Consider the following 13,140-nt stretch of genomic DNA (forward strand, 5'->3'; position numbering starts at 1 on the left):
GCCCGCGTGATCGCATCGGCGGGTTTCGAAGCAATTTAGATGACCGGCCTGCGTGCCACGGCCAGTCGACTGAGGGCAATCCGGTGCCAATGGCCTTTGGCGAGGTCTATACCGCGCTCTCCTGCGGCGCCTCCGTCCAGTCCAGCGAGGCAATTGGCGATATCGTTTATACGACTGTCCGCGAGTTCGGTGGAACGATCTCGGCCGAGCATGGTATTGGGCTGCTCAAGAGGCCTTATCTGCACTACAGTCGCAACCCGCAGGAACTGGCGCTGATGCGGCGGCTCAAACCGGCCTTGGATCCCGGTAAACTGCTTAACCCTGTAAAGGTACTGGACTTGATGGAAGGCGATACGAAATGAACCCGTTCAAGGCGCGAATGGCAAGAGACGGCATGGTGACGGCCGCATGGGCCGAACTCGGCAATGCCGATGTGGCTGAAATCATGGTGCGTCACGGTTGGCCTACCATTGTTATTGATGGCGAACACGGAATCGGCGAGCTGGAGGTTTGGGTTGGTATGGCCCGTGCCATCGAAGCGGCGGGTGGCGAAGTGGTGCTGCGCTTGCCGGACGGCTCGGACACAACGGTCAAGCGTGCCATCGACAGGGGCTTCCGCAATTTCATTGTGCCAATGGTCAATTCGGCAAAGCAGGCTCAGTCAATCGTCGACTCGTTCCGCTATCCGTCGCGCGGCAAGCGCGGCTATGCGGCACCGATCATACGTGCGTCGGACTGGGGAGTTCGGACTGGCTATGCATTGGATGAGGCACATGATGACGTGGTCATCATGCTCCAATGTGAACATGTTGATGCGGTTGCGAACCTCGCCGAGATAGTCGCGGTTCCAGGCATCGACGCGATCTTCATCGGACCCAACGATCTTGCCGCATCCGCGGGCCACCTTGAACGAATGGACCACGCCGAAGTGCAGGCACTGCTCAAACAGATCGAGGCGGTGACCGCCAAGGCTGGGATGCCATTGGCGACAATTGTCGGCGCCGGTCGCAGTTGGGCCGATCTTGAGCGATTGGGTTATCGCTTTGCCGTCGGGGTCAATGACGTGTCGATGTTGATCGACAGCGCGCGGCGTCTGGCAGCCGAGCGCGATGGAATGACAGGTCCGACGTCGGATGCCGGGTACTGAAGAAGCAAAGAGGTGCTAACTCTGGAGCGTGTGCCGGGGAGAGCGGGGCAAGGTCAGTCCCGCCGAAGAGCGGAAGCTTTGTTTTCGAGACCTCGCTCGCTGATATCAGTAAGGTCTGCGATTACCGCCAGTTGCTGGAGGCCTAGGCAGCAAGAGCAGCGCTCGCACCCTACCTCGCCCTTTGGGCATTCTAGCAGTGGTCTCGGCAACCGCTGTGCCCTAAGGCTTTGGTCTGAAAAAGGTGGCCCTTTCCGACCGGGGCAGAAAATAATAGACCGGTTCGCAGTGCACGAGCAGTGAGAAAGCCAGGAGATTGACTTCATGAAGACATCGATCGCGACCGTTTCCATCAGTGGCGACTTCGAAGGCAAGCTTGCCGCCATCGCTGGTGCGGGGTTTGATGCCATCGAGATATTCGAAAACGATTTCCTCGCGTTTGATGGAAGTCCGGCCGAAGTTGGTCGCATGGTGCGCGATCGGGGTCTTGTCGTGAGCCTCTTTCAGCCCTTCCGGGATTTTGAGGGCATGCCTGAGCCATTTCGCACCCGCAATTTCGACAGGGCGGAACGCAAGTTCGACCTGATGGGCGAACTCGGCACTGACCTGATGCTGATCTGCTCCAATGTTTCGCAAGTCTCACTGGGCGGCATAGACCGAGCAGCGGCGGATCTGCGCGAACTTGGCGAACGCGCGGCGCGGCGTGGTCTGCGCATCGGCTTCGAGGCTCTGGCATGGGGGCGGCATATCAATGATCATCGTGATGCCTGGGAAATCGTCCGGCGCGCCGATCATGCCAATGTCGGCATCATTCTCGACAGCTTCCACACCCTCGCGCGCAAGATCGACGTCAATTCCATCCGCGCAATTCCCAGTGAGAAGATTTTCATCGTTCAGCTGGCGGATGCACCGATGATCGACATGGATCTCCTCTACTGGAGCCGCCATTTCCGCAACATGCCGGGGGAAGGCGATCTGCCGGTCACCGATTTCATGCGCGCCGTCGCCGCCACGGGCTATGATGGCTATCTGTCGCTTGAAATATTCAACGACCAGTTCCGTGGAGGATCGGCGCCCGCGATATCGGTCGACGGCCATCGCTCCCTTGTCTATCTGATGGATCAGGTGAAACGGGTCGAACCTGATATTGCCATTGAGTTGCCCGAAATGCCGCCCCGTGCGGCTGTCGAAACTGTCGCCTTCGTGGAATTTGCAACATCGGCGTCGGAACTTCCGGAATTGGAGCAGCTTCTGACCTCGCTGGGGTTTGACAAGACGGCGCGCCACAAAACCAAGGATGTAGCGCTTTATCGCCAGGGCGATATCGTTCTCGTGATCAATACCGACGATAGGGGCTTTTCCAGCTCCTCCCATCTGGTGCACGGCACCAATGCCTATGCGATCGGCTTGAGAGTGGACAACGCCGCCGCCGCTCTCAAAAGGGCAATAGCGCTGGGTGCCGAACCGTTCGAGGAACCGGTCGGTCCTGGCGAGACAGCGTTGCCCGGTATCCGCGGCATCGGCGGCAGTGTGATCTACTTCCTTGATGACGGCGAGGCGCTGGGACAGATATGGGAGACCGAATTCGAGGCATTGCCGGTCCAGGCAGCGAGCGTGACAGCGGGTCTGACCCGGATCGACCACGTTGCCCAAACCGTAAGTTTCGATGAATTGCTGACCTGGCTTTTGTTCTACACGTCGATCCTGGACGCCCACAAAACCCCGATGGTCGACATCATCGACCCTGCAGGCGTCGTGCGCAGTCAGGTGGTGGAGAATGATACCGGGACTTTGCGCATCACTCTGAACGGTGCGGAAAACCGCAACACGCTTGCGGGGCATTTCATCGCCGAGAACTTCGGCTCAGGGACCCAACACCTGGCCTTCGCGACCCAAGATATTTTCGCCACCGCTGATGCCCTGAAGGATCGCGGCTTCGTTTCGCTTTCCATTTCGCCGAACTACTATGATGACGTCGAGGCCCGCTTCGGCCTGGACCCGGACCTCACTGAAGCCCTGAAATCACGCAACATCCTCTATGACTGCGATGATCATGGCGAGTATTTCCAGCTCTATTCGCCGAGCTACGGGGAGGGGTTCTTCATCGAGATCGTGGAACGTCGCGGCGGATATCGCGGCTATGGCGCGGCCAATGCCATTTTCCGCATCGCCGCGCTGCGCAAGCACCTTCGGCCCGTCGGCATGCCGAGCAAATGAGAAAGGCCTCTCGAGGTCATTAACCCGGGAAGTAACGAGTCGTTTCTTGCTGAGGCTGCGCTGCTAGATCAATCGACCGAGAATATCTGTCAGCTTTGCCACTTCGCTTTCGCCAAGCATGCTGCAGATTGCATCGTCCTGGCTCTGCACGACATCCCGGATCTGCGCCATTCGCTTCCGCCCCAGATCCGTAAGCATCAGATTGACCTGCCGCTGGTCGCTCTTGCCGATCTGACGATGCACAAGCCCGTCCATCACCATACGGTCAACCATTTTGGTCAGCGTCGGCGGGTTCATCAGCACGACCTTGGCCAGTTCACCCATGGTCAGGCCGGATTGGGAATCGAGTGTCTCTAGCACACGCCAGACCTCAACCTGCACGCCGTGGTCCTTGAGGGCGGAGGTCAGGGACTGATGGACAGCTCTGTGCGCCGCAGCCAGAGTGTAGGAGATATAGGACTCGATCGGGTTCTTCATGTCACTTCCATAAATCACGGTGCACAGAAAATAGTTGACTTGGAAATTAATTTCAATTGCAATGACGAAAATCCCGCGCACGATGCTGAAAAAGGGAAATTCAAATGGAGTTTTCCCGGGCCACGGTTGCTTTCCCGGCAGAGCTGAACGACCTGCGAGACTGGGCCATGGTGAGCTCGGCCGGCTTCTACCGCGTAGCTCTGCTGATCCCCATGTGCGGATCTGCCGGCCTTTGGGCACCGTCGTGCATTTCTTCCGCTCAACTGGCTGTTGAAGAGATCAATCGCGAGAACGGGATCGGCGGCAGGCAGGTGCAACTGATCATGATCGACTCCGCGCTGGAGGCGAAGGTCCCGGTCGAGGAAGTCGTCAATGACCTGATCGAGGCCGGCGCAATCGATGCGATCGTCGGCATGCATATCAGCGCGATCCGACAGCGGCTGAGCAAGGTGGTGCGCCAGCGGGTGCCCTATATCTACACGCCGCTTTACGAAGGCGGCGAAAACACGCCCGGGATATTCGCAATCGGCGAGACACCGCAGGAGCAGCTGGGCCCAGCCATGGAAACGCTGCAGAAGCAGTTCCGGCCCAAGCGATGGGCGCTGATCGGCAATGATTATGTCTGGCCGCACACGTCGCATTCCTATGCGAAACTCAAACTGAAGGAATTGTCCGTCGGATTGAGCTACGAACGCTATCTGCCGTTCGGCGTCCGCAACATGGCGCATTTTGTCGACGAGATAGCTCATTCCGGAGCTGAAGCAGTGCTCATCTCCCTGGTGGGCCAGGACGCAGTCACGTTCAATCGCGCATTCGGGGCGGCTGGACTTGATGAGAAGATGATCCGGTTGTCTTGCTGCATTGAGGAGAATGGTTTGCTGGCCTGTGGCAGCCGCAACCTCAAGCGGTTCTTCTCCTCTGCAAGCTATTTCGGCACTTTGAAAACGGAAACCAACTGCGCCTTCAAGGAAAGTTACTACGGATTGCACGGCGACAAGGCTCCGGTGCTCAATGCTATCGGACAGTCGACCTATGAGGGTGTGCATTTTCTCTCGGCGCTGATGGAGAACAAATCAGGCGATTGGCGCGAGCGGAGCGCGGTGCCCTCAATCGACTTCAGGTACAAGAGCGTCAAGCGAAATTCTGGCCCGAAACGGCCGGTCGAGCGTGCACCGATTTACTTGGCGCGGGCCGATGGGATCATGTTTGAAGTGATAAGGCAGATATAAAACAATAGGTTACCAGATTAATTGAATTGGAAAACATTTTACTTGAAAAGGAAAATGAATTTCTCCATGGTGGATTGAAGCCTATACCTCCGGTCAAGAAGGAGGACGGCGCCCGTCACGCCACTGGGAGATCTGGCCTTGGTCTGGTTTTTTTCGCTGCTCGCTCTTCTGCTTCTGCTGATCATCGCGATCTGGTTCCTGCAGCGCTATTACGCCAAGGCGACGCTCGAGACGGCGCTTGTCCGTACCGGTCTGGGCGGCAGGCGTGTCGTGATCGACGGTGGCTGTTTCGCTCTGCCAATCCTGCATCAAGTCCAGCGGGTCTCTATGGGTTCGGTGACTTTCCCGGCCCACCGCAAGGGACGCGAATCCCTTCTGACAAAAGACCAGTTGCGCGCCGACATCGAAATGGAATTCGAGCTCCGGGTTGAGCCAACACCTGAAGGTATCGCAACCGCAGCCCAGGTTCTGGGGTCCCGGATCGCTCGGGGCGGTGATGCGATCCGCGACGTGGTGGGTGGTGCCCTGATCAACGCGATGCAGGACGCTGCCGCCAAGCGCAATCTGGCTGAAATCCACCTCGACCGCTCTGGCTACACATCGGAAGTGACAGCCTCGGTCGCCGAACATGCTGCGCGTCTGGGTCTGGCAATGGTGTCGACCTCTCTGGTCAGTGTTGATCAGAGTGATCTCAGTCAATTGAACGAAGGCAACGCCTTCAACGCTCAGGGCATGCGGCGGCTGGCCGAAATGGTCGCCGAGCAGCGCAAGGCGCGGGTTCAGGTCGAGACCGAGACCGAGATCGCCATCCGCGAAAGCCGCCTGGCCCAGCACCAGAGACAATTGGAGCTGCAGCGCGCCGAACAGGAAGCTGACATCGCCCAGCAGGAACATCTCAGCCGCATGCAGTCGGAAGCTCGCGCCCGTTCCGATCAGGCTGAGGCTCAGTCTGAATTCGCATCGGAGCAGGCACGGATCGAAAAGACCCAACGGGTAAAAGCAGCCCAAGTTGCCAATGATGAAGCGCTGCGGCGGGCGGAAATGGCAGCCGTCCTGGCTCTCGAGGAGACCCGGATCGACAATGAGGTTCAGCTTGCCAAGCGCCGGATCGACGAATCCTCGACCAAGGCTGCGGAAGAAGATGCGCGTGCGCAGGTGCTGCTCGCCGCAGAACGTGTGCAGGTGCAAAAGGAGCGCGCCGTCGCCGAACGCGAACAGGAGATTTCCGGCCTCAGGCAGAAGAAGGACATTGCTCTCGAAGATCAGCGTGTGCAGAGCGACGTGGCAACCATGCTGGCCAAGGCAAAGGCCGAGGCTGCCGTCGCCAAGACAGTTGCCGAGACACAGCAATTGCGAATGGAAGCCGAGGCTGCAGGTCGCAATGCGCTCAACCAGGCAGAAAATACCCTCAGCGATGCAGTCATCAGGATGCGCCTTGAGGAGCGCAAGCTCGACCGCATGCCAGAAATCATGACCCAGATGATGAAGCCCGTCGAAAAGATCGACTCGATCCGCATCAACCAGATCAGCGGCATGGGTGGCGGAACGGGCAGTGGCGGCACCGGGGTAGATAACGCCTTTGGTGCGGCGATGGACCAGATCCTCGGAATGGCCGTGCGTCTGCCCGCAATGAAGCAGATGGGTGAGGAAATCGGGCTGGATTTTGACGCCAACCTGGCTGGCCGTACTGCGGACTATGCCCAGAGAACCAAGCAAAAAGACAAAGAATGATGCCCCCAAACAAGGCTGCCTAACCGCAACCAACTCCATGGAAGGAACACGACATGTCGATGAACAGACGCCATTTTCTTGCCACCGCCGCCGCTGCAACCGGCGCAGTCATGCTGCCACGAGCCGTCATGGCCGCCGATACCATCAAGCTCGGCTCGATCCTTGACGCTTCGGGCATATTTGATGCCTATGGCAAGTCGATGGACATGGCGATGCGCCTGGCTTTGAGCCAGATCAACGATGCTGGCGGCTTGCTGGGCAAGAAGGTCGAGATTGTTTCCTATGACACCCAGTCCGACATGGCGCTCTATTCTCAATACGGCCAGCAATTGGTCCGGGAGGACAAGGTCGACGTGGTTCACGGCGGCATCCTGTCCGCTTCCCGCGAGGCTATCCGCCAGATCATGCACAAGAACAAGACGCTGTATTTCTACAACGTCCTTTACGAAGGCGGCGTGTGCGACCGCAACATCTTCATCAACGGCGTCACGCCTGCCCAGCAGGCCGAAGCGCTTGTGCCGTACGCGATGGGGAAATCCGGCAAGAAGGTCTACATCGTTGCTGCTGACTACAATTACGGACAGATCACCGCGCGCTGGCTGCAGAAGTTTGTTGCCGACAATGGCGGCGAGACGGTCGGCGTTGATTTCTTCCCGCTAGATGTGTCTGATTTCGGTTCGACAATCGCAAAGATCCAGACCGCAGGTCCTGATCTGGTGATCGCACCGCTGGTCGGCGGCGCGCACCTCTCGTTCTTCCGGCAATGGGCTGCGGCCGGCATGAAGGATCGCATCGCGCTGGCGTCAACCACTCTGGGCGTTGGCAATGAACACAAGGTTCTGACTGCCGAAGAAGGCAACGGGATCATGGTTGCCTACAATTACAGCCAGGAACTCGACACTCCCGAAAACACAGCGTTCAAGGCTGCATGGGCGGCTGCCTATGGTGACTCCAACTCCATGCACGAGCTGGCCGTTTCCAACTATCACGGCGCACTCACCTGGGCCGAAGGCGTGCGTCTTGCGGGTTCGATCGAACATGATGCGGTCGTGGAAGCTCTCGAAACCGGCATTTCGATTACCGGCCCCGGCGGCAAGGTTACGGTCGACCCGAAGACCCATCACGCCATCCTCGATGTCCACCTGATGGAATTCGAAAATCAGGGCATGCGCGTCGTCGAAACGCTGCCGCAGCGTCAGCCGATCGACACCCAGGCTGTCTGCGATCTCAGCGCCAATCCGGATGACAACACCCAGTACGAAATCCAGATCTGACGCAGCCGCGATAAACCGGTGGGGCACCCGCAGGGCGGCCCCACCTTTCAATCCCGTTCCCCCGCTTCCTTCCAAGGCCTCCGACCCATGGATCTGGTATTCGTCATCATCGTCGAAATGCTCTACGCGGTCGCCTCGCTGGTGTTGATCAGCGCCGGGCTCGCCGTGGTGTTCGGCATGATGAAGATCATCAATCTTGCCCATGGCGAGTTCATGATGATGGGCGGCTATGTGACGATTACGGCAGTCACTCTGGGCGCCAATGTCTTTGTCGCCATGCTCATCATCGCGCCCCTTGTTGTCGGCCTGATCGGGCTGGTGGTCGAACGACTTGTGATCCGCCATCTCTACGGTCGGCTGGTCGATACCATGCTGGCGACCTGGGGGCTGAGCCTGTTCTTTATCGGCCTCGCCACGATGATCTTCGGCAACACGACCACGGGAATCTCCACGCCGATTTCTGGGTTCACGGTCGGAAACTACCAGGTCAACGGCTATAATTTTTTCATCATCCTGGTCGCGATCCTTTTGCTTTGCCTCATGTATGCGGTACTCAAGGGAACCCGGCTCGGGCTGATTGCGCGCGGCGCGATGCAACTGCCTGAGATGGCTGCAGCTTTGGGCTACAGTCCAGAGCGGATCTACATGGCAACGTTCTTTTGCGGCTCGGCCCTGTCTGGACTGGCCGGGGCAATCCTCGCGCCCCTGGTTGGCCTCGTGCCTACCTCCGGCGGGGCCTATATTGCAAAGGCCTTCATCACGGTCATCGCGGGCGGCCCGTCGCTGATCACCGGCTTGATGGTCAGCTCGGGCCTCTTCGGCTTCGTCAGCCAGATCTTCACCTTTGCGGTCTCGCCGGTCATCGGAGAGGTGGCGCTGTTGGTGGCTGCGGTGGTCTTGCTCAGGCTCTTGCCGCAAGGCGTGACCGGTAAATTTTTCCGGGGCAGGATGTGATGGCTTCGTTCTGGGCAAAAGAGGTGCCGGCCACTGTCCTTGTCGCAGCGCTGCTTATCTGGATCATGCCAATGATGATCGGTACCTTCACGCTGACCGTGCTGATCATCTACGGAATGCTTGGCTTCAGCCTTGGTTTGATCTGGGGCTTTGGCGGCATCCTGTGCTTCGGGCAGGCGGCATTTTTCGGATTGGGAGCTTACACTTACGCCATCGCCGCCATCAATATCGGGGACAGCACCATTCCGATGTTGCTTGCGGTTCTGGTGCCGGCCGTCTTTGCTGCCCTGCTCGGCGCAATGATGTTTTATGGGCGGTTGACGGATGTATATCTTGGCGTGATCACGCTGGTCGTCACGCTGATCCTGTTCAAGTTCATCAACTCGACCGCTGGTCCCGAATACGTGATCGGCAAGGCCCGGCTCGGCGGCTTCAACGGCATCCCGGGGTTTCAGACCCTGAATGTGCCCGGACGGCCCAACGACTATATCTTTGGTGATCCGTTCTATTACGTCTGCGCGGTCCTCCTTCTCATCGTTTACCTGCTGGTCAGTTGGCTGCTGAAGTCATCTTTCGGGCGGGTCGCTGTCGGCATTCGCGAAAACGAGACCCGGGTTGCGTTGATGGGCTATGATGTGAGCGCGAGGAAGACGGTGCTTTTTGCCATCGGCGCGGCAATTGCCGGACTGGCAGGCGCCCTGTTTGCCAATTGGGGCGAGATCGTCACACCCAATCTTTTCAGTCTCAGTCAGACGGCGGAGATCATCATCTGGTGCATCGTCGGCGGGCTGGGGACCCGTTTTGGCCCGATCGTTGGCGCGGCCGGGCTCGCCTATCTCAAGTTCCTGCTTGGTCAGCAAAGCATGATTGACAACACGCTGCTGACCGGAATCATTCTCGTTCTTTTCGTGCTCTTCCTGCCCAAGGGACTTGTCCCTGCCGTCGTATCCCTGTGGCGCATCAGCTTTGGCCAGCGCCGCAAGATCCGCAAGCATGGCGCGCGCCGCATCCGCAGAGGAGGCGTTGGCAATGGCTGAAATCGTGCTCGAAACGGTCGGTCTCACCATGCGCTTTGGTGGCGTTGTCGCTGCCGACAATGTCGACTTCAAATTGAAGGCCGGAGAACTGCGCTGCCTGATCGGTCCGAACGGGGCAGGCAAGTCGACATTCTTCAAATGCGTGACAGGACTTCTGGCGCCGACCGGCGGGCAGGTGTTCATGCGCGGGCATGAAACCACCGGCTGGAACCCGCATCAGGTCGCAGCCCTCGGGGTTGGGATCAAGACGCAAGTGCCCAACCTGATGGATGGTCTGGATGTCTATGAGAACATCTGGATGGCGGCGCGACGGTTTCTGCCGATGCAGGACGCGATGCGCAAGGCGTCCGAAGTCATCGAGCGCTTGGCCCTCGGCCCGATTGCGCGGACCGAGCTTGGGCGGCTGGCCCATGGTGAGAGGCAACGGGTTGAGCTGGGGCTGGTGGTTGCCGCAGATCCCTGGCTGGTACTCCTTGATGAACCCGCCGCAGGCATGAGTGCCGACGATGTCGAGCGGATGAGCGCCATTATTCGCGAAATGACCCGCACCGCAGCCGTGGTCATCGTCGAACATGACATGCAGTTCATTCGCTCGATTGCCAGCACCGTGACCGTTTTCCATCAGGGCACGGTGCTGATGGAGGATAATGTCGACCGTGTCATGGCCGATCCCACGGTACGCAACGTCTACTTGGGAAAGAAAGCTTGACCATGCCCGAGGACCAGAAGATCTCCCTGGATATCAAGAGCCTTTCAGGCGGGTACGGCAAGGTTCCGATCCTGCACGGGATAGAGTTCTCCGTGGCCGAGAACGAGGTTGTGGGCATCCTCGGTCACAACGGCATGGGCAAGTCCACCCTGCTCAAGACCATCATGGGGTTCCTGCCGGCAAGTTCGGGCGCCGTCAGGTTTCACGGCGTTGAAATCACCCGCCTGTCGCCCAATGAACGTGCCGGGCTTGGCATCGGTTACGTGCCGCAGGGACGCGGGATCTTTCCGCAGCTGAGCGTTCGCGACAATCTTCGTTTTGCCTGGCATGATTATTCCGGCGGCAGCGAGGAAGAGGTGATCGAGACGGTCCTCGCGGATTTCCCGCGTCTGTCTCGCCTGCTGGACCGCATGGGCGGTGCGCTCTCGGGTGGTGAGCAGCAGCTTCTGGCGTTGGCGCGCAGCCTGATGGGTGATCCGGAATTCCTTCTTCTTGATGAACCCACCGAGGGCATACAGCCCTCGATCATCGAGGAAATGTCGGAAACCCTTTTGCGGTTGCGCGAGCGGCGCGGCCTGTCGATCTTGCTGGTCGAGCAGAATTTCGATTTTATCGCCGATCTGTCGGACCGGGTGCTGGTGCTGGAACGCGGCCGGATCGCGGGCGAACTCGGCAAGGCCGATCTGGCCGACCAGGCCAAGGTCGATCAGTTCCTGGGATTCGGCGCCGCGCGCTCGACACGCGGCAATGCAAGTGCTGCGGCGAATGCCAGCCCCACCCCCGCGCCGCCGCCTCACCGGGCACAGCAAAGCCCTGTATCCGCTTCTCTTACTCCCCAGCATTCGGTGACAAGCATGACAATCAAACGTCCCGGCCTTGCGCAGATGCGCGCCATGGCAACCCGTTTCGGCATGAACCTCACGGACGCGGAGCTGGCCGAATACAGCGAGATCATGGAGCCCTACATCCAGGCCTATGACCGCCTCGACGCCATGCCTGACAATCTGCCGGAAGTACGCTATCCGCGCTCGCCCGGCCGCTTTCCCGACCCGTCCGAAAACCAGCTCAACGCCTGGTATGTCAAGACCGAGGTCCGCGGCGCGCCCGACGGTCCATTGCGCGGCAAACGCATCGTGCTCAAGGACACGGTGTGTCTTGCCGGCGTGCCGATGATGAACGGATCGTCGATCATGGAGGGCTATACGCCCGAGATCGACGCCACCATCGTCACCCGGATGCTCGATGCCGGCGCCGTGATTGCCGGCAAGGCCCATTGCGAGAATTTCTGTCTTTCCGGCGGGTCCCATACAAATGCCAAGGGGCCGGTGCACAACCCGTGGAAGCGCGGCTACATGGCCTATGGCTCCTCCAGCGGCTCGGCAGCCCTTGTCGCGGCGGGCGAGGTCGATATGGCCATCGCCGGTGATCAGGGGGGCTCGATCCGCTTGCCGTCCTCTGCCTGCGGTGTCTACGGCATGAAGGCGACCCACGGGCTTGTGCCCTATACCGGTGTCATGCCAGTGGAAATGACCATCGACCACGTTGGCCCGGTCACCTCGAATGTTGCCGACAACGCGCTTTTGCTCGAGGTTCTGGCGGGTGAAGACGGGCTCGACCCGCGCCAATACAAGCCCAGAACCTACCGCTATACCGAAGCGCTGGGCCGGGGCGCGCAGGGGCTGCGCGTCGGCATCCTGAAAGAGGGGTTTCACCGCCCCGAGAGCGAGGCCGATGTCGACGAGAAGGTGTTGGCTGCTGCAAACCGGTTCCGTCAGCTCGGCGCCATGGTTGAGGAAGTCTCGGTGCCCGAGCACCATCTGGCTGTCGATTGCTGGACGGCTATCACGGTTGAAGGCCTGCAGGACCAGATGATGCATGGCAATACGGGCGGCACCAATTATCGCGGCCTGTTCCTGCCATCGATGATCGACCAGATGTCTCAGTGGCGAAACCGTGCAGACGAGCTTAGCCATTCGCTCAAGGTCTGCATGTTTCTCGGAGAGCATTTCCAGACCCAGTATCGGGGCAGGTTCTATGGCAAGGCCCAGAATCTCATGCGCCGGGTGAACGAGAGATATACCGAAGCGCTCAAGCGCTACGACGTGCTGCTGATGCCAACGATGCCGATGAAGCCGCAGCCGATCCCGCCCGCTGATTGTTCGATCAGCCTCTATGTCCAGCGCGCCTTCGAGATGATCGGAAATACCGCGCCCTTCAACGGTGGTCTGCCGGCGATGAGTGTGCCGTGTGGGTTGAGTGAGGGCTTACCTATCGGCATGATGCTTGTAGGCCAAAGTTATGGTGAAATGAAAATTTACCAGGCAGCGCACGCTTTTGAACAAAGTGAAGACTGGCGCAGCATGTAAGG

The 13,140-nt window shown here is 59.2% G+C and carries 11 protein-coding genes; 10 read left to right on the forward strand and 1 reads right to left on the reverse strand.

What is annotated here, in order from left to right:
• Window positions 1-89 precede the first annotated feature (89 nt).
• The 3 genes from WNZ14_RS08770 to WNZ14_RS08780 all read left to right on the forward strand — a co-directional run bounded on the left by WNZ14_RS08770 (window position 90) and on the right by WNZ14_RS08780 (window position 3,361).
• Window positions 90-362: an FAD-linked oxidase C-terminal domain-containing protein gene (locus tag WNZ14_RS08770; protein ID WP_342868186.1), complete on the forward strand. Its 273-nt coding sequence runs from the start codon at window positions 90-92 to the stop codon at window positions 360-362.
• Complete coding sequence (locus WNZ14_RS08775; protein ID WP_342868187.1) at window positions 359-1,147, forward strand: aldolase/citrate lyase family protein; 789 nt, start codon at window positions 359-361, stop codon at window positions 1,145-1,147. The genes WNZ14_RS08770 and WNZ14_RS08775 overlap by 4 nt, the downstream gene beginning before the upstream one ends.
• Before the next feature lie 321 nt (window positions 1,148-1,468).
• Window positions 1,469-3,361 carry a TIM barrel protein gene (locus tag WNZ14_RS08780; protein ID WP_342868188.1) on the forward strand — a complete coding sequence of 631 codons (1,893 nt, stop codon included), beginning with the start codon at window positions 1,469-1,471 and terminating at the stop codon, window positions 3,359-3,361.
• 63 nt (window positions 3,362-3,424) lie between these two features.
• Here WNZ14_RS08780 and WNZ14_RS08785 read toward each other — a convergent pair whose 3' ends face one another.
• Window positions 3,425-3,838 carry a MarR family transcriptional regulator gene (locus tag WNZ14_RS08785; protein WP_342868189.1) on the reverse strand — a complete coding sequence of 138 codons (414 nt, stop codon included), beginning with the start codon at window positions 3,836-3,838 and terminating at the stop codon, window positions 3,425-3,427.
• Between the two features lie 104 nt (window positions 3,839-3,942).
• Between WNZ14_RS08785 and WNZ14_RS08790 the strand changes: the two genes are divergently transcribed.
• The 7 genes from WNZ14_RS08790 (at window position 3,943) to WNZ14_RS08820 (ending at window position 13,138) form a co-directional block, all read left to right on the forward strand.
• Window positions 3,943-5,067 (forward strand): substrate-binding domain-containing protein, encoded by a 1,125-nt coding sequence (locus WNZ14_RS08790; RefSeq protein ID WP_342868190.1) that lies wholly within the window; start codon window positions 3,943-3,945, stop codon window positions 5,065-5,067.
• 138 nt (window positions 5,068-5,205) lie between these two features.
• Window positions 5,206-6,798 (forward strand): flotillin domain-containing protein, encoded by a 1,593-nt coding sequence (locus WNZ14_RS08795; RefSeq protein ID WP_342868191.1) that lies wholly within the window; start codon window positions 5,206-5,208, stop codon window positions 6,796-6,798.
• Window positions 6,799-6,851: 53 nt separating this feature from the next.
• Window positions 6,852-8,072 (forward strand): ABC transporter substrate-binding protein, encoded by a 1,221-nt coding sequence (locus WNZ14_RS08800; protein ID WP_342868192.1) that lies wholly within the window; start codon window positions 6,852-6,854, stop codon window positions 8,070-8,072.
• 87 nt (window positions 8,073-8,159) lie between these two features.
• On the forward strand, window positions 8,160-9,026 hold the full coding sequence (locus WNZ14_RS08805; protein ID WP_342868193.1) for a branched-chain amino acid ABC transporter permease: 867 nt from the start codon (window positions 8,160-8,162) through the stop codon (window positions 9,024-9,026).
• Entirely contained in the window at window positions 9,026-10,063 is a 1,038-nt protein-coding gene (locus WNZ14_RS08810) for a branched-chain amino acid ABC transporter permease (RefSeq protein ID WP_342868194.1), read from the forward strand. Before WNZ14_RS08805 ends, WNZ14_RS08810 begins: the two co-directional genes overlap by 1 nt.
• A complete protein-coding gene (locus WNZ14_RS08815; protein ID WP_342868195.1) occupies window positions 10,056-10,772 on the forward strand; it encodes an ATP-binding cassette domain-containing protein in 717 nt (238 codons plus the stop codon). The genes WNZ14_RS08810 and WNZ14_RS08815 overlap by 8 nt, the downstream gene beginning before the upstream one ends.
• A 2-nt stretch (window positions 10,773-10,774) precedes the next feature.
• Window positions 10,775-13,138 carry an amidase gene (locus tag WNZ14_RS08820; RefSeq protein ID WP_342868552.1) on the forward strand — a complete coding sequence of 788 codons (2,364 nt, stop codon included), beginning with the start codon at window positions 10,775-10,777 and terminating at the stop codon, window positions 13,136-13,138.
• The last annotated feature ends 2 nt before the right edge of the window (window positions 13,139-13,140 follow it).

It is taken from the genome of Hoeflea sp. AS60, from assembly GCF_038900115.1.
Lineage (GTDB): Bacteria > Pseudomonadota > Alphaproteobacteria > Rhizobiales > Rhizobiaceae > Hoeflea.

Coding starts and splice junctions, on each gene's coding strand:
- WNZ14_RS08770 (WP_342868186.1), top strand. CDS start 90: ATGGCCTTTGGCGAGGTCTATACCGCGCTCTCCTGCGGCGCCTCCGTC.
- WNZ14_RS08775 (WP_342868187.1), top strand. CDS start 359: ATGAACCCGTTCAAGGCGCGAATGGCAAGAGACGGCATGGTGACGGCC.
- WNZ14_RS08780 (WP_342868188.1), top strand. CDS start 1,469: ATGAAGACATCGATCGCGACCGTTTCCATCAGTGGCGACTTCGAAGGC.
- WNZ14_RS08785 (WP_342868189.1), bottom strand. CDS start 3,838: ATGAAGAACCCGATCGAGTCCTATATCTCCTACACTCTGGCTGCGGCG.
- WNZ14_RS08790 (WP_342868190.1), top strand. CDS start 3,943: ATGGAGTTTTCCCGGGCCACGGTTGCTTTCCCGGCAGAGCTGAACGAC.
- WNZ14_RS08800 (WP_342868192.1), top strand. CDS start 6,852: ATGTCGATGAACAGACGCCATTTTCTTGCCACCGCCGCCGCTGCAACC.
- WNZ14_RS08805 (WP_342868193.1), top strand. CDS start 8,160: ATGGATCTGGTATTCGTCATCATCGTCGAAATGCTCTACGCGGTCGCC.
- WNZ14_RS08810 (WP_342868194.1), top strand. CDS start 9,026: ATGGCTTCGTTCTGGGCAAAAGAGGTGCCGGCCACTGTCCTTGTCGCA.
- WNZ14_RS08815 (WP_342868195.1), top strand. CDS start 10,056: ATGGCTGAAATCGTGCTCGAAACGGTCGGTCTCACCATGCGCTTTGGT.
- WNZ14_RS08820 (WP_342868552.1), top strand. CDS start 10,775: ATGCCCGAGGACCAGAAGATCTCCCTGGATATCAAGAGCCTTTCAGGC.